Here is a 22,297-nt window from a genome sequence, read left to right as displayed (position 1 = left end):
TCGGTAAAAATCTATGCATCTTGTTAGCTTGTATACGCAAAGATAACGCCCGCGAGTGTCATCAAAAACAGGAACCACTTAAGGAGCTTAGGATCTGCTTTGATGGCGAACTTCACGGCTAGCCACGCGCCAAACGTAGAGCCGAACGCCAACAGTAAACCGGGCAACCAAAGAATCAAATCGTGCCAAATGAAAATGGCGAGAGACACAGAAGTAAAAGCGAGGGTACAGACCAATTTTAGGGCATTGCCGCGTACGAGATCGTATCGTAAGGTGCCGCAGAGCGCAGCTATCAATACAAACCCCACACCTGCCTGTACAAATCCGCCATAAAAACCTGCAATGCCAAGTCCAATCCAGGATGCAGGTGTGTCTTTGACCTTTCTAGAGAGCTCACCCTCTTCGGGCATGACTGCCTGGGGCTTTACCAGCATGATAAAAGCCATTAATAGCATGGTGCCGAGTAGAAGAGGTTTGATGATGGAAGAAGGAAGCCAGGCCGCAGCTCCTGCTCCAACTGCGCCGCCAATCAGAGTCGGAATAAGGATAGGCAGTAAGTCTTGGCTATCCAGACGCTTGTGGTGGCGAAACCCAGCTACGCCGGAGACGCTCTGCATAAACACACCAACACGGTTGGTAGCGTTCGCTACTTCAGCAGGCATACCCAACACAATTAGTGCCGGTATGGTGAGGTTTGAGCCGCCACCTGCAAGGGTATTGATAATGCCTGCGACAAAGCCAAGCACAACCAGTAAGGCGCCAAACTCGATAGAGACGTCCATTTCGCTATCCAAATAATTTAAATGAGGAAATGAATACTAACCAAGAAAGTAGAAACGAAAAAGCCCACAGCTAAAAAGCTGTGGGCTTAAATAGATGGTCGGTCTGAGAGGATTTGAACCTCCGACCCCTGACACCCCATGACAGTGCGCTACCAAGCTGCGCTACAGACCGACAATTAGTGCATGGTACGAACACAGTATGAGACTGTCAATCGTCTTTCTTTGTTAAATCCGCGAATTTCAATCATTTGGATAAAAAGAAGCCACCTTGACGGTGACTACTTCAATTAATTTTCTTCCGGGTGATAAAAGCGCTTCAACTCGTGCATCACTTGCATCAGCACAGATAGTTGGGGCTTTCCTTCAGGTTGCAGTTTGTAATTGCTGTCATACACGCGGTAGTTGCCAAATTTATCCACCACAGTAGTTTTGTCTGGCTGAACCACAACGATGTCACGGCTATCACCTGCTATCACCCACTTTCTTGGCTTTTCTGAAAGCTCGAACAAGTTACGGCCGCTGGTGTAATTGGTCGATGGACTGTCTACCGCCAACATGGATTCCATCAGTGTCGGAACAATATCAAGGTGCGAACTATAAACGTCGACGTCACGCGCTTCTTGATTTGGCCAATGCATGACGAGTGGAACCTGAAGTTGGTATTTGCTGTAGTTAGTGTTTGCACCCCAACTGTTAGATCCAGTTTCGTTGAATTCAGTACCGTGGTTAGAAGTAATGATAACCACCGTGTTGTCGAGTTGACCATTTTCTTCCAGTGTGTCAAGCATTTCACCTAGCAGAGTGTCCACATAGTACGCCGCGTTGTTATAGCTGTTTTTAAGCACTAACGACGTCTGTTCGCCAACACTTGCCATGTCATTGTCGAGCGAGGGCTGGAATGGACGTTCGTAATCCCCGCCTTGTTCAAACTCTGTGACGCTTTTCAGCTCAAGGTAAGCAAACCATGGCTTCTTCACATCACCTTCTTTGATCCAATTATCGAGATTGTCAGTGGAAATATGGTCTGCGACCCAGGCTTCTGAGGCTTGGACATTTGAGGCTTGCTCTAAATGCTTACCAAAAATGCTCTGGTAATAAATTGGATTTTCAAAGTTGTCAGCGCTAAACAGGCCAAAGCGGTAGTTACGCTTTGCTAATGTATCGATAATTAGCGGACTCAAACCCTCGGTGCGTGCACTTTGTGCGTAGCTTCCTGGTAGGCCGTAGAAGAGGCCGAAAACCCCTGCCATAGCGTCGTTGCTCGAACTGTAATGGTGCGAGAACTTGAGGTTGCTGTTAGCAAAGTGATTAAGGTTTGGCATTACCACAGGGTCAAGCATGTCCGCGCGTAAGCTTTCGACCATCACTACCAATAGGTTCGGATTAAAGCTCTGTGCGTCTGAAGCAAAAGACAGTTTTTCCAGAGGGTAGCGGATGACGTCACTTTCCTGATCGCCAATGGCATCTTTCCTACGCTGGTATTCCTGGCGATCAAGCAGACCGTATTTTTCCATGAAGGTTTTTGCCGTCATGGGATAAGAAACTGGGAAGTTAGAGCGCTGTGCGGTAACCGGGCTGTAAAGGAAAGCATCTGCCCAAATGTGGATCAGATGACTACCGATAAAGCAGAACGCGAACACGGTGGCAATGGGCACACCGACTCGTTTACGTGAAAGTTTACGGAGTTTACGCCAGACCCATTCCGAAATAATGAGCTCTAGCAAGAAGATAGCGGGTACGACAACAAACAGGTATTGCCAGTGGGCATTCATGTCCGTCTTTTCGCCACTGAGCAGCAATTCCCAAACCAAAGGATTGAGGTGGAGATGCATGGTCTCGTAGGCGTAGATATCCAACAGCAGGACAGTCATGCCTGCAGTGGCAACCAGAACAGCAAATAGCCTCATTAACCGTTGTGAAGGGATAATGAAGCTTGCTGGGAAGATAACCAGAATATAGACAGCGAAAACCAGAAAACCGAAGTGACCAATCCATGTCAGCAATTGATAGGTCTGACCTAGCAAAGTTTCTGGCCAACCAGACTGAGCGATATAGCGAGTGCCCAGCAACATGGCTGCGATAATGTTGAAAAAGCTGAACCAGTGCCCCCAGCTCACGAGCTGGGATACTTTATCCCTGTAGGTGTTTCCACTGTCTACCATATAAGGTCTATTCTTCTCTTTATTCTTTTGCGTGTCGTTTTTTGACGCGGCTTATTACTCTGTATCGATAGAAGACAGCAGAGCTTGAGCAAATTTTTCAGCGATAACTTTACGCTGAGCTGCTGGCAAATTGTTGTTAATGATGTTTGTTGCAATATTACCAACAACCATCAACGATAGGTCAGTAGATACTTTGTGCTTTTCAAGAACATTGACCACATCGCTCAGGATCTGTTCAACGTTTTTATCTTGATATTTAGAAGTAACAGGCATAGAAACTCTTGTCTTGTATCAGGAGAAGCCGCGTATAATACCTCACACTCTAGTCCGACGAAAAATGTTTTCAATTATGAGCCTCACGCTTTCAAACGTTATTCTTCATCAAATCAAAAAAGAGGGTGAAGACACACTGGTTGTTCAACTGAGAGATCAACCATTAAACCACTCACCTTCGACGGAAAATCTTATCAGTGAAATCCATCGTATATATAACGCGAAAGCGGGTAAAGGTTTTGGCCAGTTTGCTGAAGATAGTGAGTTTTGTGGGTGGTTGAAGGCCAGCCGCAAGCAAGAAATGGAGTTTTTGACGTTCTCTTCGCACTCTGCCGAGCGTCTTAAGACCGAGTTGTCGAAGTATCCTTTTGCTGATGAAGGTGTTCTGGTCATCGCTGAGTACCGCTCGCTGGCAACAGAATATCTCTTCATTGGATTGTTAGAATCCAAATCGAGCATGAAAGTCACGGATGACCTTGAAATCAGTAGCACGGATTATCTTGATGTTGCCAAGATGGACATCGCTGCGCGTATTGACCTCTCTACATGGGAGAGCGACGCGGAATCCAACCGATACCTGACCTATGTTAAAGGTCGCGTAGGCCGCAAAGTCGCAGACTTCTTCCTTGATTTTATGCAAGCAGAAGTGGGCATGGATTCCAAACAGCAAAATCTGGTGCTGATGCAGGCTGTGGAAGATTACTGTGCCGATTCTCGCCTGGATAAAGAAGAGAAGCAGCAATACCGTAAGCAGGTTTACGACTACTGCAACGGTCAGTTGCAATCGGGCGATGAAGTGGTTGTAAAAGAACTGGCGGGCGAATTACCCCAAAACGATCAAGGTGTGGACTTCTACCAGTTTGCTTCTGAACAAGGCTATGAATTGGAAGAAAGTTTCCCAGCAGATCGCACTTCCATGCGTAAGCTGACAAAGTTTGTTGGCGGTGGCGGTGGCCTATCGATTAACTTTGATAGCATGCTGCTAGGAGAGCGCATTTTCTATGATCAGAATACTGACACGCTGACAATCAAAGGCACGCCTCCTAACCTTCGTGAACAACTGACTCGGCGCTTGAACGTCGACGAATAAATTTAGAGTTACGCCATGGGATGACAAACGTTACTCTATGGCGTCTTCTTGGTCATACATGTTTGTAAGCCATTGTTTGCAAAAAAAGACAAATTGCCTAACTTATAAGAAACAACCAAAAATATTTAAAACAACGTATCTCCGTTCCTGTTTGGGAACAGAATTGCTACACAAAGGATTGATTGTGACATCACTGTCCGAAATGCTTCGATTAAAAAAACTCTCAATGTTTTCAGGCAATTCTTGCGTCGGCCAAAAATTGCTGTTTCTTTTTTTATGGGCTGGATTCGGCATTTCAGTGACTTACGCGCTGATTTCTTATTCAGATATGAACCACACGAGAGACCATGCGGGACATGTCGTAAAACTGAATAATGCGGCTCAACAGTTAAGGCAAACCGTATCGGCTTCGATGATCAACCAGAAAACCCAACTGGTTCAGTTGGAAAAAGAAGTCCAGCATTTCCGTTACCTTTTGCTCCGCACCAAGTCACATACTGTTGAAGACCGCTGGGACGACATTCAACGCACTTTGTTGGAGGCTGATACCTTTGTTGAAGATGTTGATAATCTCCTTGCCTCAATTTATTCCATCTCATCTGTAACCAAACAACTGAAGAAACTACATGATAGTACGAGAGATCCTGAACTGAAGAGCTTGCTGCAAGAGGTCAGTAGCTATCTATTGTTTGAATTACATGGTCTTAATGATTCACCTCACCGCAGTCGAATAGCGCGATTTAACAGCTATGTAACGAAACTGGAGTCTGAGTTTTCCAAAATGCCCAATGGTATGACGCGTAGTGAACTGTTTGCGCTTTATTCCGGCTTGGAGCGGCTAAACCGTCAGCTTAGAAGTGTTGATGCGGTCATCAACCATAAGTTTGTGCGCTCAATTACCCAACTGCAGAGCTATTGGACAACGCGGACGCTGCTGCTTCTCGATAACACAATGACAGCTATGTTTATTAGCTTTGGTTTTCTCGTTGGCTTGCTCGCTCTCAGTTTCAGAAAAGAAAATGATGATGAAGCTTTGGCGATAGAGCCGAAGACAAATAAGTTAAAGGCAGATAAAAAGCTCAACGAAGGGGGTGGGGCGTTCAGGTTTACTGAGCCGGATGAGCCTCTTTTCGAACCGTCAATACTGAAAGAACAACTCGAGGATGACGAAGACGCGATAGAATCTGTGCTGACTATGTTTGTGGCTGAGCATCAAAATGATGGAAAAACACTGAGGAAACATGTAGAGGTGGGGGAGTGGGCGCGCGCACGCACGCTGATCCACAACCTTAAAGGTGTATCCGGTAACATTGGTGCGTCTGCATTGCAGCAGTTTTGCACCTCTGCAGATTCTCAGTTGAGAAATGGTGTGTCGATTGATGAGAATGAAGTGAAGCAGTTTGAAAGACTTCTGAGTGTTAGTATTCAGGCTGTTTTGAAAGAGATAGAAAAAACTCACCAAGTCACGGCATCTTAAGGAATCATTGTGTTTACAAAGGACGTTCCTTGGTACAAAACAATGAGCTTCAAAGCTCAGGGGATTTTGGGAATGATGCTTGCGGTGGTTGTGGTGACCATCGTTTATGTACTTGATACTACCGGAAACAGCATGGTACGGGACAGCACCAACCAGCGTGTTGAAGCGCAGGTTGAAACTGTCGCGCAGAGCCTTGGACAGCTTTCCAACAGTGTGGGCACTATCGCTCTTTCTCTTGCTAATTCGCTCTCACTTGAAGATACGGACGCCGAGATTGAGAAGCAACTGGCGAGCATGTTCCGAAACCCTAATATCCGCGATATGGTTGCCAGTGGTGGATTCTGGCCTGAACCTTACCTCTACAAAGCTGACGCCGTGAAGTCTTCGGTCTTCATCGCTATCAATGACGATGGTTCTTATCATCGTATCAATGATTACAACAAAGTTGATGCGACACCTTATCAATTGTCTGAATGGTACGCACCAGCAAGATATGCCAGAGATAAGGTTTATTGGTCCCGCGCATATATTGACCCTTACACCAATGAGCCTATGGTTACCTGCACCGTGCCTATGTTCAGGGAAAAACAGTTTGTCGGTGCGGTGACTATTGATGTCAAACTGGAGCGACTCCAGGCGTTTTTGACACGCAGTGGAGAGAAGCTCGGCGGCTACATGTTAATGTTTGATCGGGGCGGCGCGATGATGTCTTTCCCCGAAGCCAAGTATTCCGATGACCCTTCCCTAACGCCTTTGCCTAGTGTGAAAGAAATTGCTGCTTCTGAGCCTGATTTTGCAGAGCTAGCGCTAGTAATCAGTCAGGCAACACAAGGTGAGCGATTACTTCGACAGAACGACCAGAATGTCATGGAATTGGCAAAAGCGATGGTGGCGTCATCACCTGAAATTGATTTGGGCTACGCAGTTTCTGTAGCGTCTGATCTGATGCCTAACCTGTCGGTGTTCAAGAGTACGGAGCGTCTGTTCATCCATAAGCTGGAAACTGATCCTATTTTGGATGAAACGACCTTAGTGTTTGGTCGTACCTTACCTGACACCAACTGGACCTTGGTGGGAGCTCTACCAGAGCGCCTGTTGCTGGTTGAAGCGACCAAGCTTAAGAATGACCTTTTCTTCGCAATGGCACTCGTTGCTGTTGTGTTGATGTGTATTACTTATGTCTCGATTCATTTCCAAATTGTGCGCCCCATGGCGAAGGTGCGGAATGCACTTATCCAACAGAAGGGCGATGCCCCATTTTCGCCGATTGATTACCCTGAGAAAGACGAGCTTGGTATGCTGGTATCTGAGTTCAATCAACTCAGTTCGAACCTTGTTGAGACAAGGGAGCGTGCAATTGGAGCCGCGCGAGCAAAGCAGCTATTTCTTGCCAATATCAGCCATGAAATCCGCACACCAATGAATGGCATTCTAGGTGCCGCATCCCTGATGCAGGATGAGCCTATGTCTGGCAAGCAGGCTGAATACTTGTCAGTGATTGCTCACTCATCCCGTGGCTTGATGTCGCTCATCAACAATATTCTCGACTTCAGCAAGATAGAGTCGAATCATCTTAAACTTGAAGAAGCGCCTTTTGATCTGGAAAAGCTGGGTCGATACGTTCGTGATTTGATGCTTCCCACTATCAATGACAAGCCCCAGCTCGCGTTTGAGTTCAGTTATCAGGATGCTTGCCCCCGACGTTTTCTAGGCGATGCGCACCGTATTGAGCAAGTGATGTTGAACTTGGTTTCCAATGCATTGAAATTCACTGAAAACGGCGTGGTTAGCCTGAGTATATCTATGCAGCAGGAAATTGGAGGATACACAGGGGTATGCATTCGGGTTAAGGATACGGGTGTTGGGATCCCTCCCGAAAAGCACCAGGTGATTTTCGATGAATTCCAGCAAGCAGATGCTTCTACAACGCGCAAATTTGGCGGTTCAGGGTTAGGACTTGCTATCACCAAGCAGCTGATTGATCTGATGAGCGGTACCATTGGTGTTGACAGTAAGCTGGGACGTGGTACCGAGTTTGAAGTCTTCCTCCCTCTGCAAATTGAGAAAAATGGCTGTGATGCTAAGGGTAAGGAGATCCTTAAACAACATAACGGGGCGTTTAGGGGCAAACATTGCCTGCTGGTTGAGGACAATGCAATTAATCTGATGATTGCAGAAAAGATGTTGGCTAAATTCGGTTTCACGGTTGATAAGGCCACAGATGGCGTTGCTGCCGTCGATAAAGCCAGAATTCAGGGTTATGACATCATATTTATGGACATTCAGATGCCGATGATGGATGGCCTTGAAGCAACACGACAAATCCGTTCAACGAATAACTTCAATCAATACACCCCGATCGTAGCGATGACTGCGAATGTATTGAAAGATGATATCTGGCGTTGCATCAGTAACGGTATGCAAGGACATATTGGTAAGCCGCTGCGTGAAAATGATATTTATGTCGCCTGCGCGAAAGTGTTATCGGCAGAAATTGAAGTTTGAAGCACAAATGTAAGCCGGCGACTTCTTCACCAAAGCTTGATCTTTGTCAAAGGAATTTAAATGCGGCTGAGCAAAATAGCGCGGCTATGAAAATTCAACCGACAACGTACGCGCCTAAACGCCAGCCTTTATGGCTAGTTCGCGCGATGACAACGCTTTATTGCAAGCACATTCACCGCGGCAGCAAGCTTTGCCAGCAATGTTCAGACTTGATTGTGTTAGAAACTCAGCGGTCAGAGCTGTGTTGTCGCGACAGTGGCACTTTGTCATGTCGTGAGTGCCTGAGGTAGTGTTACCCAGATGCTAAGCGCCTGGAGATTAATCACATCATCCGATGGGCAGAACCCAAAGCTAGATGGCGAAAACCAATTTGGATAGCGAAACGCTATATGGGCTCATTGCTGAATTCAATGCACAGCTTTTAATATTACCAAACGAATATGAACGTTTGGCGGTGGTCTTTGACATGCTATCTTCCACTTAAATGGTTATGTAATATTTCCTCGCATTGCCTTAAGGCTTCCACCTTAGTCGTTTCAAACAGCAAATGGGTAGAATTCGACCCATTTGCTCCCTTGCACATCCCACTTTTGTTTTATTTTTGTTAATTATTTGTTTGGCTCCTGATGCTTTTCTTTTTCCTCTACTAGACCTTAAACGGCAAATGTTCCCAATGTTGTGTTTGGGACATAACGACACAAGGAATGAGAGGAAAAGCTATGAAAAAGCTAACGACGATGTTTTCAGTGTTGGCGCTTTACGCGGGTATGAGCGCTGGCGTTCAAGCAGCACCGGATACCATCAAGTTTTCACATGTGGTGGCTGAAAATACGCCCAAAGGCCAAATGGCGCTGAAGTTCCGTGATCTGGTTGAAGAGCGCATCGGTGACAAATATGTGGTTGAGGTTTATCCAAACTCTCAGCTTTTCGGCGATGGTAAGGAAATGGAAGCGTTGCTGCTTGGAGATGTTCAGTTTATTGCCCCTTCTCTCTCCAAGTTCTCGAAATACACTAAAAAACTGCAGGTATATGATCTGCCATTCCTGTTTAAGGACATGAAAGCGGTCGACCGTTTTCAGCAAAGCCCTGCGGGTCAGGCGCTACTTGATTCGGTGAACAGTAAAGGTTTGATTGGCCTTGGCTATTTGCACAACGGTTTGAAGCAGCTTTCTGCTAACGACCCATTACGTGTTCCTGCCGATGCGGATGGTAAGAAGTTTCGTATCATGAGTTCAGATGTACTTGCAGCACAGTTTGAAGCTGTGGAAGCTGTGCCGCTTAAGAAGCCATTCTCAGAAGTTTTCACCCTGCTCCAAACCCGCGCGATTGATGGACAGGAAAATACCTGGTCAAACATCTACTCCAAGAAGTTCTTCGAAGTGCAACCTTACATCACCGAATCTAATCACGGTGTATTGGATTACATGGTGACGACCTCCATGGAGTTTTGGAATGATTTGCCAGATGGCGACCGAGCAGTGCTGAAAAAAGCGCTGGATGAAGCGGTTGCTCACGGTAATGCCATTGCCAACGACAAGGCCATGAAAGACCGCCAGAACATTCTGGACTCTGGTCGCAGTGAAATCATTACCCTGACCGACGCAGAGCGTCAGCAGTGGGTAGAAGTGATGAAGCCTGTATGGACGGAGTTTCAGGATGAAATCGGTCCAGAGGTGATTGAAGCCGCTGTCTCTTCAAACCAGTAAATGTCGTAGCCCGGCCAGGGAAAAAGGTCGGGCTTTTTTATTCAGGAGTTACAAATGGTTAAGTTGTTACACCGTTTCGAAGAGGGCGCGATTGGTCTGCTTTTGGTGACAATGACACTGCTGGTGTTTTTCGAAGTGATTCTTCGCTTCTTCTTCAATGAGGGCTTGCTCTGGGCACAGGAGTTGACGCTCTATCTTTCCGCATGGTTAGTTCTGATGGGCGCATCCTGGGGATTGCGCGAAGGCGCGCATATCGGTGTAGATGCCGCCATTAAACATCTTCCACCGAATAAGCAGAAAGCAGTGACCCTGGTCGCACTTGCGCTGTGTTTGGTTTATTGCGGCCTGTTTATTTATGGCTCATGGGTATATCTCAGCAAGATGAAAATGATTGGCATTGAAATGGAAGACATGCCGATTGAAAAGTGGAAAGCCATGTCCTGCTTGTTGTTGGGCTTTGGTCTGCTGACATTGCGGGTTCTGACTATTGGCTATGAAGTGTTGACAGGTACCCGTGCTGGATTTGGACTGGTGGATGAAGCCAAAGAAAGTATGCATCTCGCAGAAGAAATGACGAAGGAAATGGAAAGCAGGAAGGAGCAAAACAAATGACCATCGCCGTATTATTTGGGTTGCTGTTCCTTTGCATGTTTATGGGCATGCCCATCGCGATTGCGTTGGGTTTGTCGAGCGTTGCAACTATTCTGCTGTTTTCTAATGACTCTCTGGCCTCTATCGCGCTCAAGCTGTTTGAGGCGACCAGTGAACACTATACTCTGTTGGCTATACCTTTCTTTATTCTATCTTCCGCGTTCTTATCAACGGGCGGTGTTGCGCGCAGGCTGATTAATTTTGCGATTGATTCCGTCGGTCATATTCGCGGTGGTTTGGCTATGGCATCTGTCATGGCCTGTATGCTATTTGCTGCGGTGTCTGGCAGCTCTCCGGCTACGGTGGCAGCCATTGGCTCTATTGTTATCGTGGGCATGGTGAAAGCGGGTTACCCGAAGGCGTTTGCGGCGGGCGTTATCGCGAATGCGGGAACCTTGGGGATTTTGATCCCTCCGTCCATCGTCATGCTGGTATATGCCGCAGCGACCGAAGTATCAGCGTCTCGGATGTTTATGGCGGGCTTTATTCCTGGCCTGATGATGGGCGGTATTTTGATGATCGCGATTTATATTGTCGCTCGCATCAAAGGGCTTCCTTCTCAGCCATTCCCTGGTGTTGGTGCACTGACAAGATCAGGACTCCATGCACTTGGCGGCATGATGTTGATCATTATCGTACTGGGTTCGATTTACGGTGGTGTCGCCAGTCCGACAGAAGCAGCGTCCGTGGCTGCGGTGTATGCTTGGTTGGTGAGCGTTTGGGGTTATCGTGATATTGGTCCGCTGAAGAACACACCTTGGCGCAAAGAAGGCGAAGGCACTATCTCAATGCTGCTGCGTAACTTCGCTGCATTGCCGGCGGTGATGGTGAAATCGTTCACGGATATAGAAGTGAGCCACGTCGTACGCGATGCTTCCAAAGTCAGCATCATGCTGCTGTTTATCATCGCCAATGCCATGTTATTTGCCCATGTGCTGACGACTGAACGCATACCGCATACTATCGCAGAAACTATTGTGGCTTGGGGCTTACCGGCCTGGGGCTTCCTGATCGTTGTGAATATCCTGCTACTGATCGCGGGTAACTTCATGGAGCCTTCAGCCATCTTGCTGATCATGGCACCTATCCTGTTCCCGATTGCCACTCAGTTGGGCATTGACCCTATCCACCTTGGCATCATTATGGTGGTGAATATGGAGATCGGAATGCTGACGCCACCTGTTGGACTGAACCTATTCGTGACAGCGGGGATAACAGGAGAGAGCATGGGCTGGGCAATCAAGGCTGCTCTGCCTTGGTTAGGTCTGCTGCTGTTCTTCCTGATATTGATCACCTACATTCCGCAAATATCGCTGTTCCTGCCGGATTATCTTGATTCCCTCAGGGGCTATAAATCTTAGGGTCAAGAGACCCCGGCCAATTAGAGGTAAAACAAGGGGCATTTAAACGCCCCTTATTTTGATCTTAAGGGCTTGTCAGCATGTTAGCTTGGGAATCAGTGTTTAAGAAGCTCGATGCGCGGCTAAATAAAATCCGATACCAAATATTCTTCAGCACCGTGAAAGCCTGCTCCGATTTGACTTAATTCGCCCAGCGTCGGTAAACCCAGTAAATTCGTCAGGTTGGCATCTGAACTGTTGCCCACGGCGTGTTTTTTCAATCAATACCATCAGGCTTTCTGCGCAACCGTGTCGCGAGTGACAGTTTGTGCTACTTCTGACGCTTCAGTTGTTGGTGGGCAACGGTCGACGAACCAACCCATGTATGAGGTCAGAATAGTGACGATAATACAAACGAAGCTCAGCCACATGAAAGGTGCGTAGGAGAGCGTCGCTACTCCCAAGATACTCGCCATGTAGATACCGTTGTCACTCCACGGCACCATGCCAGAGGTTAGCGTGCCACCGAATTCGGCATTACGGGAGAGGTTTTTACGCTGGTAGCCCAGACGGTCATAGTTCTTGGCACAGATTTTAGGGGTTAAGATCAGAGACACATACATAGCAGAGCCAAAGACGTTACCCAGGAACGCGGTACCGATGGTGGAAGTCGCCAGGGTTCCTGCAGATTCAACCTTTCGCTCGAACAGTTTGGCGATGGTTTCCAACACGCCCACTTTATCGAGAAGACCGCCAAAGCCAAGACCGAAGACGATAACTGCAACGGAACCCAGCATGGATTCCATGCCTCCACGGTTGAGAATCGCATCGATGAAAGAAACGCCGGATTCAATCGAAAAAGGTGCCCACGCGGTGTTTATTGCTGCCAGAGGGGCCATATTCTGGACGATTATCGCCCAGATGATACCAAGCACCGAACCAAGGGAAATCACTGGGAAAGAGGGCAGGCGCATCGCCAGCAGCAACAACACAATAGCTACAGGTACAAAGCTCAACGGTGTGATAACAAACTGCTGCTCCATCGCCCGAATCACGTTGTTCACCTGAGCCAATTCAACATTGCCCGCATAGTGCAGGCCCAATACCGTAAAGAGAATACCAGTGATGATGTAGCTGATAAGGGCAATAGGGAGCATGCCCTTAATGTGTTCGACGATTTCCACGCCAGACATTGAAGAAGCGAGAATCACGGAATCAGAAAGCGGAGAGAGTTTGTCACCAAAGTAACAGCCGGAAAGTACTGCGCCTGCGGTGACTGGCGCAGGAACACCAAGACCCTGACCAATACCCATCATGGCAATACCTGCCGTGCCAGCTGCGCCCCAGGATGTGCCTGTTGCCAGTGCGGTTAGTGAACAGATAATCATGGTGGCCGCGAGGAAGATAGAAGGGTGAATCGCTTTTAAACCGTAATAAATGATAGTAGGTACGATACCGCCAGCTATCCATGTACCAACCAAAGCACCAACTGCCAGCAGGATCAATACTGCACCCAGACCATTTGAAATGCCTTGTGTGGCTGCTTGTTCAAGTTCTTTATAGTTATGTCCCAGCTTGATGCCGAGAGCGATGATAACAAACCAGCCGATGTAAAGAGCAAGCTGGATAGGGAGGTCCAGTTGGGCGGTAAAAGAAAACGCCATTAACAGGAACAGACCTAACGCTGCGAATACTTGGAATATAGAAGGAAGTCGCACCAGGTGTCTTTGCATAGTTCAAACCTTTTGTTTTGTATTTAGCCCGTCAACTGCCACTGTTGCTCGATATCCATATTGGGCTGATCAATGCTGCCTTCCTGTTGGCGGCGCCTACTTTATCTAATCAGCTAGGAATAGGTGAACAAGTATTTCGTTTTATGTGAGCTTTGAGCTGAATAGGCTATTTTTACTGGTTTAAATGGTGATTTTTGTGCTTATGATGTTATAAAAAGTATGGATTTTATGTTGTGCTACTGTTTATTTGAGATGTGAATAAATGTTTTAATCCTAGTTTTAATTTTGATTTTTTATTATTTGGTGATATTTAAATCTGATAAAGTGGCAAAATTATGGTTTATATATCCATATTCGATCATAGGGCTTTTAAGGGATTGTGTTTTATCTGGGTAATACGCTCTCATTACCCCCTCATTTCTATTTTTCTGACAAAGTCATGATGTGCGGCACAAACGCCTTGATATGTGCCCAGCTTATGGGCAAAAAGATGCAGTTTTTGCTTGTTATTTGAGTCGTTAATTTTCAAGATAGAGGCAAAGCTTTAATAACATGGAGTGTGAGTGGGAATGAAAAGAGTAGGTTTAGTCGGCTGGCGCGGTATGGTTGGGTCTGTACTGATGCAGCGCATGGTAGAAGAAGGGGATTTCGATGTCATCGAGCCGGTATTCTACAGTACCTCTCAAGTAGGCATCCCTGCGCCGAACTACGGCAAAGATGCAGGTATGCTGCAAGATGCATTTGATATTGAAAGCCTGAAAACGCTGGATATCGTGATCACCTGTCAGGGCGGCAGCTATACCGAAGCGGTATATCCAAAACTGCTGGCTGCTGGCTGGAAAGGTTTCTGGATTGATGCAGCCTCTACGTTACGCATGAAAGATGACGCGATCATCACGCTGGATCCAGTGAACTTCAAACAAATTCAAGAAGGCATTCACAAAGGCACTAAAGCTTATGTGGGTGGTAACTGTACCGTAAGCCTGATGCTCATGGCAGTGGGTGGACTTTACCAAGAAGGTCTGGTTGAGTGGATGACAGCGCAAACGTATCAAGCTGCATCTGGTGCAGGCGCGAAAAACATGCGAGAGCTGATTTCCCAAATGGGTACCATCAACGACGCTGTGAGCATGGACCTAGCAAACCCTGCCACGTCTATTCTGGACATTGATCGTAAGGTTGCAGAAACCATGCGTTCTGGTGATTTTCCAACGTCTGAGTTCGGTGCACCGCTGGCAGGCTCACTGATCCCTTGGATTGATGTGAAACGTGAGAACGGTCAGAGCAAAGAAGAATGGAAAGGTACGGTTGAGACCAACAAGATCCTTGGCATTCAAGACAGCCCAGTACCTATCGACGGTACTTGTGTGCGTATCGGTGCGATGCGCTGTCACAGCCAGGCTCTGACGTTGAAGCTGAAAAAAGACGTACCAATGGACGAAGTTGAAAGCATCATTGCATCACACAACGATTGGGTGAAAGTGATCCCGAACGAGCGTGACATCACTGTGCAAGAGCTTTCTCCAACCAAAGTGACCGGTACACTGTCTGTTCCTGTTGGCCGTCTGCGCAAGATGGCAATGGGTAACGACTTCCTCAATGCATTCACCGTAGGTGATCAATTGCTTTGGGGGGCAGCAGAGCCTCTGCGTCGTACACTGCGCATCATCCTTTCTGAAGTGGCCTAAACGTTTAAACGTTACCTTCAGATTGAACAAAAGCCGCTGGCTACAGCGGCTTTTTTGTGCCCGAACTTTGGTAAACCGCAAAAAAATACCCCACCGAGGCGAGGTATCTATCAAGTCTTAAGCGTTACGCTTGGAATTAAGCAGCCAGATTCTGTGCCACGAATTCCCAGTTAACCAGAGCCCAGAACGCATTCATGTAGTCTGGACGCAGGTTGCGGTAATCGATGTAGTAAGCGTGTTCCCAAAGGTCAACAGTCAGCAGTGGAGTTACACCGTCTTCAGTCAGTGGAGTTGCTGCGTTTGACGTGTTCACGATGTCCAGAGAGCCATCAGCTTTCTTCACCAGCCAAGTCCAAGAAGAACCGAAGTTGTTGATTGCTGAATCAGTGAACTTCGCTTTGAACTCTTCGAAAGAACCGAAAGATTTAGCGATTGCATCTGCAACATCACCAGTAGGCTCGCTGCCACCATTTGGGCTCAGGCAGTGCCAGTAGAAAGTGTGGTTCCAGATTTGCGCTGCGTTGTTGAAAACACCGCCAGTAGAAGTCTTAACGATCTCTTCCAGAGATTTGTTCTCAAGCTCAGTACCTTCGATCAGGCCGTTCAGCTTAACAACGTAAGTGTTGTGGTGTTTACCGTGGTGGAATTCCAGAGTTTCTTGAGAGATGTGTGGCTCAAGCGCGTTTTTCTCGTAAGGAAGAGCTGGTAGTTGAAATGCCATTACTCGATTCTCCATGATAGGCGGGGTTGCCCCCTGACATTATTGCTTCCTGTAGATTTGTCGTACACTCTAGGTAGTACCCATAAGTGGACGGATCTACTTATAGACCGACTGCGAAACAGTTTAGCAAGTTTTTACTTTATTAAAAGAATAATTTTAAAAAAAGCGGCGGATTTTGACCCTAGAGATTTTAGGCGTTTTTTTCCATCGCTAACACAGTTAGAATCGTTGTCATCATCACACTTGGTGTTCGAGGAAGTAATGGAAACTATTGATAAAATCAAACAGCAGATTGAAGAGAACGCAATCCTGCTTTACATGAAAGGCTCGCCGAAGCTGCCTAGCTGTGGCTTTTCTTCTCAGGCAAGCCAAGCGCTGATGGCGTGTGGTGAGAAATTTGCGTACGTCGATATCCTGCAAAACCCGGATATCCGTGCTGAGCTGCCAATCTACGCGCAGTGGCCAACTTTCCCACAGCTGTGGATTGATGGTGAGCTGATCGGCGGTTGTGACATCATCCTGGAAATGTTCCAGAAGGGTGAGCTTCAGCCTTTGATCAAAAACGCAGCGACACGCCGCGACGCAGAAGAAAACAGCTAAGCGTTTTCCTTCTCATAAAAAAAGCCGCTGACAAAACCGCGGCTTTTTTGTATCTGTCGTTCTGGTTACAGCGTCATCGCTGCAATCCAACCAAACGCAATCAGCGCCAGGTTGTAGTGGATAAAGGTTGGCACCACGGTATCCCAGATGTGCTCGTGCTGACCATCGGCGTTCAGACCTGAAGTTGGGCCCAAGGTTGAATCGGAAGCGGGAGAGCCAGCGTCACCCAACGCCGCCGCAGTACCTACCAAGGCAATGGTCGCCATCGGTGAGAAGCCAAATGCGAGTGCCAGTGGCACGTAAATGGTTGCAATAATCGGAATCGTTGAGAACGAAGAACCGATACCCATAGTCACCAAAAGGCCAACAACCAACATCAATAGTGCTGCCAGTGGTTTGTTGTCACCAATAGTGGATGCCAGAGAAGCAACCAGTGTTTCTACACTGCCTGTCGCTTTCATCACTGCCGCAAAGCCAGCTGCGGAAATCATGATAAAGCCAATCATCGCCATCATGTGAACGCCGCGGGTGAACACGTCTTGCGTGTCTTTCCACTTAATGACACCACCAAAGGTAAACACCATAAAGCCAGCCAGTGCACCGACAATCATAGAGCCAGTGGTGAGCTGCACACCCAGTGCGGCGGCGATAGCAATCACAGCAACCACAACATTCTGCGGTTTGAACTCTGCTTTTTCCGGCTCTGCAGCTAGGATCTTTTCTTCCGAATAGTGGCGAGGCTTACGGTAGCTGATAAAGGCAGCAACCAACACACCAAACAACATACCAGCTGCTGGTAGCAACATGGCTTGAGGCACCTGACTGCCGACGACATCCAAACCGTTATCGTGCAAATTCTTCAGCAGAATGTTGTTCAGGAAAATGCCGCCGAAACCTACTGGCAACACCATATAAGGTGTGATCAAACCAAAGGTCAGCACACAGGCCACCAATCGACGGTCGAGATTTAGCTTGGCAAACACATGCAGCAAGGGTGGAATCACAATAGGGATAAATGCGATGTGTACCGGAATCACGTTCTGAGACGAGATTGCTAATAGGCCAAGAGCCACAAGCACCATGTACTTCAACGCCGCAGAGGCATTTTGGCTTCCTTTACCATTCAGTTTCTTCACAACGGATTGCGCCAAAAGATCCGTGATACCTGAGCGGCTAATCGCTACTGCAAAGGTACCCAACATGGCATAACTCAGTGCGATGGTTGCACCACCACCTAAGCCACCTTCAAACGCAGAAATGGTTTCGGGCAGTGTTAGACCACTGACCATACCGCCCAAGACGGCACTAAATGTTAGCGCAACCACCACGTTGACTCTTAAAAGTGCCAACGCCAGCATCACGCAAACAGCAATAACAACTGGATTCATTACTTCCTATCCCTACAAGCACCCGACGGGGCAAAATCTATCCCCAAAAGACAAAGATCACAGTTTGCTGATATTTTTTACATTGTCGAGGGGAATTTGAAAGGAATTGGCTTGGAGAGAAAAAAGGCCAGCGGATGCTGGCCTTTTAGAGCGAGTTTACTGACTTTCAGAAAGGACACTGCTATTCGAAATAGTCAGCGAAGTACCGTCACCTAGAACAAAAGATGAAATGCTGTTACGCATTACTTCGGTTGCTGTTGTGCTCGCTGGAGTGCCATTCAGTGAACTGTGGTCCCCTTCGGTAAACAACAGAGCACTTTTTACTACTGACCCAGATTGAGGGGATGTCGTAGCACTCAGATCCATCACTGGAATAAGTGGCAGAGTGCCACCAAACGGTGAATAAGGCTCCAGAATTGCGCCGGTGACAGGCGTTCGCTGAAGCTGATTTGGTATGACTTGGTCGTTAGCTACAGAAGCTAGGTAAACTGGAACATTTTCACTGATTAGGCCTCCGTGATTGATTGGATCAACAGTGTCGAGAATCGTTTGTGCAGCGTAAGCGTAAGAATTAAAGCTGTTGTACATCGCTGCAAGACTTTGAGTACTCTCGCTATCCCCTGCACCAATAAGTGCCGATTGCGTAGCGGCAAAGCAAGCTGCCACGTCACCACCAAAAGCATTTGCACATGTTTCAGCAAAGCTCGCATCAGACCCTGCGACCAAACTTCCTTTTACGAAGTTGCCAAACTCATTCGAGTTCAACAGTAAATAGGGAATTCCGGCTCCAGGGTTAGCTAACGCAAGAGCTCTTACGTTGAAAAGAAGAGCATCAGCTTGAGTGTTTCCCACGCTTCGGTTAGCAATGTTGCCGACATCAACGCCAGTAATCGCACCAAGGGAATGTCCTATGAACGCCACACCTTTCGTGGGAGCAAGGAAATTGAGTTCCGTTATATCATTGCGCTGTCCGCCTGCAGCCAATATCCCAAATACCTCACCGCCAATTGCTGCTCGGAGATTAACAATATCTATCACACTTTGGCGCAGATTATCTCTTGCTACAGGAAGAGCCGCTAGATTGAGATAGTAAGATGCATTTCCTGCGTCGTTGGGATCTGACTCGTTAACGGTTGCGGTTATTGCTCCATTTGCTAGCGCACGTTCACCATGTATTGGATGGTCGATGGCTAAAATTGCCATGCAGCTATCATCGATAATCGCATCGGCAAGTTCGCCATTGTTATCGGTAAGGACATCTTTGGATGTTGTAATACCGTGCTGGAAAATAACAGTTTGTGCAGTACCGTAATCGTTTGGTGCTACACATTCTTTTGACACCACCATTGTCAGAGCAACGTCTTCAATAGATTGAAGTTTTGGTATGGGACTGTAACGTGTCACGAGTCTTTCAGAATCTAATTGAGAACCATCTGCTGTCGTTAGCGTTTTACCGACTAGTTTCTCGACAACTTCGGCTTGTTTTTCACTGTCTGTTGCAACTAGAGATAAGTCACTCTCCGAAATACCTATCGATGCTAACTGCCCTAAAATTGCTGCTTTATCTTCGTCTGCACCTGAGGAAAGGGTACTACTGATGACGGCTAGGCTGGGCATTCCACTTTGCCATGGTGTGGTGGCAAAGGCGCTAGGATCACTACTCAAATAGTAAGGTAATTTAACGCTCAATGAGATGACAGAATGTCCCTCAGTTGTTGTTTGAGAGGCCCCTGAGCCTGCACTAATACTGAATACTGAGTTGATTTCAGCTTCGGTAAGTGACACATTTGCCGCCGAGCCTTGCCAGACCAAAGACGCATTACCGCCAATGTTTCTTGCGTTATACACTTGAGCGGTAGCAAGTTTAGCGCCATAGAGTACGTCTCCCGCTGATGCTGTCGTAAACCATGTGGAGAAAATAATGTCTGAAGATGATACGCCAACTTTGGAAAACTCGGATTCTACTGCTCGGGTTATAGTTTGCGCTGGGACAAGTGCATCAGATGGTGGTGTGGCTTTATCTTTCAACACTGCATATGAACTTGTAGTACCAACACTTTCACCGTTGACATCTTTTAGTTCATTAGTAATGGCCAACATGTAGTTTGTCGCCGGCTTCAGTGGCTTATCTTCTAAATACACGATAAGTGTTTTACCACTAGTTGATGCGACGAAGTCTTTACCCGCGACCAATTCTACAGGTGTGCTTTGAGCAAACTCACTACTAGTTGGATCCCCACTCTCAATAAGCTTGAACCCCAGATTTGCTGTGCTACTGTCTAGGTCTTCTCCAGTGAATGTAAAGGTCATAGGGACCGAAGTACCCCATCCGTCAGTTTTTCCTAGCGTAACCTCTGGGTCTCCAATATTTGTCGAATAGCCAGCACTACCTAACGTTCCGTCGGTTGCTAAGGTCCCATCATTCGCGTCCATGGCGATAAAGCTTGGGGTAACAACTTGTGGATTGTCTGGATCTGAAATTAAATCAAACTGAATTTTTGTTGCTGCATTAAGGCTATTGCTAAGATCTGGATCTACCGTCGCGTCACCAGATAGGCTGGAATCGTTACATGCAGAAAGTAAAGCCGTTGATACTAAAAGGGCGAGTATTCTCTTTTTCATAATATGCCTCGTAACTACTTAATCATCCGTTGAAAAGTTAAAACTGATAATTTGCTTGCAAGGCATAAATCAGTGCGTTTCCATCGCCTCTGAACGTTTCACCATCTTCAGTAAAGGTATTTGACTGACTATTGATGTATGTAAAACCGGCGTCGAATGAGAGGTCTTGGCTGTATTGATAGGTTGCTCCAGTGGAATACCAGTAGCGGTCTGTGTCTGGGATGCTGAGTGTCGCTTCTCCAGCTTGTTCGTCATATGCAAAGCCAGCACGCAGCAACCATTGCTCGTTTAGAGAGTGTGTAAAACCAAATGACCAGCGTAGGGCGTCGTCATAGTGCTCTTCTTTTAGGAAACAAATACCAGCTCCTCCACCCACTAAGGAGGAGTCACACTGATTGTTGGTAGCGCGCAGTTCTTTAAATTTACTCCACTGGGTCCACAAAACGCTGTAGTGTATAGCCCATTTTTCATCGAGTTGGTTAAAGCCTGAAGCTTCTAATGTAGCGGGCAGTACAACCTCCAGATCACCTTTTATGGTTGTTCCAGGGGGAAGTTGCGCGGCTACACCAGTGTGATCGGTAAAGTCACCTTCGAAATCCAAAGTTACCTGTGAGCGATAGCCCAATCCCCATCGGTTGTGCTGATCGTGCTCGTATAGCGCACCAACATTCCAGCCAAAACCGAAAGTATCACCTTCCATTGTTATGGTCTTATCTGACGCGTTGCCCCCTAAGAAGGTGGCGGTAATGCCTTTATGGCGGTTGAGTTCAGCATGAGCATACACCGCACTTATTCCTGCACCAACGCTCAATTGGTCAGTTGCTTTCCACGCAATAGTTGGGTTGATGGTTACCGAAACAAGAGAAGTATCTCCAGCAGAGCTGCCCTGGTTGAAATCATCTGGGTAGTCCGTAGCGACCCCATACGTAGTAAAGAATCCTAGACCGACAGAAAGTTTGTCGTTAACTGGTGAAATCATGTATGAAGCGGGAACAATCGCGTAGGGAGCAACATCTTTGGCAGTTTGATTTCGAGAAGGTCCTTCATGTGAGATGTCAACGTTAGGGTCGATAAAACTCAGTGCTCCAGAAACACTGGTTTTCTCGAACATCGTCATGGCTGCAGGGTTGCGCGCAAGCACAGAAGCATTATCTGCAACAGCCGCTTCTCCCGAGAAAGCTCGACCTAATCCGCTTGCTGAGTGTTCAGCAACTTGATAACCCGCGCTCCAAGCACTTGGGGCGGTGAGAGCAATGGCGACCGCTAGGGCGCTTCTTGATAGTTTTTTTGACATACAGCCTCTCGTCCAAATTGAGTTATCGGTCATTAATTAACCAAAATCCAATATTTTCAATAAGTTGGAAAAACGTTGCAGCCTATAGCAATTTGTTATGACTACTGGTCGGATCTTTACGATGCTTAATATGTCATGACATGCATTGATGTTAAATAGGTGTTAAATACGACATGAGTGCCTGAATTTTCGGTATTTTATGCCTATTTTTAAAACTTGAGTTTTAAGTAAATACACTAAAATAGGCTGGGTTTTTCTGAAGTGC

Annotated in this window: 17 protein-coding genes and 1 tRNA gene; 8 read left to right on the top strand and 10 right to left on the bottom strand. The window is 47.0% G+C overall.

Features of this window, described 5'->3' with window-relative positions; all coding sequences use genetic code 11:
* Positions 1-23: 23 nt before the first annotated feature.
* The 4 genes from VP504_RS06020 to VP504_RS06005 all read right to left on the bottom strand — a co-directional run bounded on the left by VP504_RS06020 (position 24) and on the right by VP504_RS06005 (position 3,217).
* Entirely contained in the window at positions 24-782 is a 759-nt protein-coding gene (locus VP504_RS06020) for a sulfite exporter TauE/SafE family protein (protein WP_325893392.1), read from the bottom strand.
* 95 nt (positions 783-877) lie between these two features.
* Positions 878-954, bottom strand: a tRNA-Pro gene (locus tag VP504_RS06015).
* 115 nt (positions 955-1,069) lie between these two features.
* A complete protein-coding gene (locus tag VP504_RS06010; RefSeq protein WP_062708239.1) occupies positions 1,070-2,944 on the bottom strand; it encodes a DUF3413 domain-containing protein in 1,875 nt (624 codons plus the stop codon).
* Between the two features lie 54 nt (positions 2,945-2,998).
* Positions 2,999-3,217, bottom strand: coding sequence for a DUF1414 domain-containing protein (locus VP504_RS06005; RefSeq protein ID WP_062660799.1), 219 nt, complete (start codon positions 3,215-3,217; stop codon positions 2,999-3,001).
* A 76-nt stretch (positions 3,218-3,293) separates the two neighbouring features.
* On the opposite strand from VP504_RS06005, the gene yejK reads away from it, so the two are divergent.
* The 6 genes from yejK (at position 3,294) to VP504_RS05975 (ending at position 12,007) form a co-directional block, all read left to right on the top strand.
* Positions 3,294-4,307 carry a nucleoid-associated protein YejK gene (yejK, locus tag VP504_RS06000; RefSeq protein WP_062708242.1) on the top strand — a complete coding sequence of 338 codons (1,014 nt, stop codon included), beginning with the start codon at positions 3,294-3,296 and terminating at the stop codon, positions 4,305-4,307.
* Positions 4,308-4,344: 37 nt separating this feature from the next.
* Positions 4,345-5,784: an Hpt domain-containing protein gene (locus tag VP504_RS05995; protein ID WP_232314402.1), complete on the top strand. Its 1,440-nt coding sequence runs from the start codon at positions 4,345-4,347 to the stop codon at positions 5,782-5,784.
* 9 nt (positions 5,785-5,793) lie between these two features.
* Entirely contained in the window at positions 5,794-8,289 is a 2,496-nt protein-coding gene (locus VP504_RS05990) for an ATP-binding protein (RefSeq protein WP_442788897.1), read from the top strand.
* 719 nt (positions 8,290-9,008) lie between these two features.
* Positions 9,009-9,995, top strand: a complete 987-nt coding sequence (locus VP504_RS05985) for a TRAP transporter substrate-binding protein (protein WP_325893391.1) — start codon at positions 9,009-9,011, stop codon at positions 9,993-9,995.
* A 54-nt stretch (positions 9,996-10,049) separates the two neighbouring features.
* Positions 10,050-10,607 (top strand): TRAP transporter small permease, encoded by a 558-nt coding sequence (locus VP504_RS05980; RefSeq protein WP_325893389.1) that lies wholly within the window; start codon positions 10,050-10,052, stop codon positions 10,605-10,607.
* Positions 10,604-12,007, top strand: a complete 1,404-nt coding sequence (locus VP504_RS05975) for a TRAP transporter large permease (protein WP_325893388.1) — start codon at positions 10,604-10,606, stop codon at positions 12,005-12,007. The genes VP504_RS05980 and VP504_RS05975 overlap by 4 nt, the downstream gene beginning before the upstream one ends.
* 122 nt (positions 12,008-12,129) lie before the next feature.
* Here VP504_RS05975 and VP504_RS05970 read toward each other — a convergent pair whose 3' ends face one another.
* Complete coding sequence (locus VP504_RS05970) at positions 12,130-12,267, bottom strand: hypothetical protein (protein WP_442788896.1); 138 nt, start codon at positions 12,265-12,267, stop codon at positions 12,130-12,132.
* Positions 12,268-12,276: 9 nt separating this feature from the next.
* A complete protein-coding gene (nhaC, locus tag VP504_RS05965) occupies positions 12,277-13,719 on the bottom strand; it encodes a Na+/H+ antiporter NhaC (RefSeq protein WP_062708255.1) in 1,443 nt (480 codons plus the stop codon).
* A 569-nt stretch (positions 13,720-14,288) separates the two neighbouring features.
* On the opposite strand from nhaC, the gene asd reads away from it, so the two are divergent.
* Entirely contained in the window at positions 14,289-15,407 is a 1,119-nt protein-coding gene (gene asd, locus VP504_RS05960; protein WP_062708258.1) for an aspartate-semialdehyde dehydrogenase, read from the top strand.
* Between the two features lie 136 nt (positions 15,408-15,543).
* Here the strand turns inward: asd and sodB are convergent, their stop codons facing one another.
* Positions 15,544-16,128, bottom strand: coding sequence for a superoxide dismutase [Fe] (sodB, locus tag VP504_RS05955; protein ID WP_062708262.1), 585 nt, complete (start codon positions 16,126-16,128; stop codon positions 15,544-15,546).
* 261 nt (positions 16,129-16,389) lie between these two features.
* Between sodB and VP504_RS05950 the strand changes: the two genes are divergently transcribed.
* Positions 16,390-16,728, top strand: coding sequence for a Grx4 family monothiol glutaredoxin (locus VP504_RS05950; RefSeq protein ID WP_046302831.1), 339 nt, complete (start codon positions 16,390-16,392; stop codon positions 16,726-16,728).
* A gap of 65 nt (positions 16,729-16,793) precedes the next feature.
* Here the strand turns inward: VP504_RS05950 and VP504_RS05945 are convergent, their stop codons facing one another.
* From VP504_RS05945 to VP504_RS05935, 3 genes are all read right to left on the bottom strand, one after another.
* The gene (locus tag VP504_RS05945) at positions 16,794-18,116 is read right to left on the bottom strand and encodes a Na+/H+ antiporter family protein (RefSeq protein WP_325893387.1); all 1,323 of its coding nucleotides are present in this window, start codon (positions 18,114-18,116) and stop codon (positions 16,794-16,796) included.
* A gap of 156 nt (positions 18,117-18,272) precedes the next feature.
* Positions 18,273-20,738, bottom strand: coding sequence for a VolA/Pla-1 family phospholipase (locus tag VP504_RS05940; protein ID WP_325893386.1), 2,466 nt, complete (start codon positions 20,736-20,738; stop codon positions 18,273-18,275).
* A gap of 37 nt (positions 20,739-20,775) precedes the next feature.
* Entirely contained in the window at positions 20,776-22,032 is a 1,257-nt protein-coding gene (locus tag VP504_RS05935) for an outer membrane protein transport protein (protein WP_325893385.1), read from the bottom strand.
* Between the last annotated feature and the right edge of the window lie 265 nt (positions 22,033-22,297).

Origin of the sequence: Grimontia sp. NTOU-MAR1 (genome assembly GCF_035758505.1) — a bacterium.
Taxonomy (GTDB): Bacteria; Pseudomonadota; Gammaproteobacteria; order Enterobacterales; family Vibrionaceae; genus Enterovibrio; species Enterovibrio marinus.
Note: the sequence above shows the minus strand (reverse complement) of the source record. Positions and strands in the feature narration are given on the sequence as shown.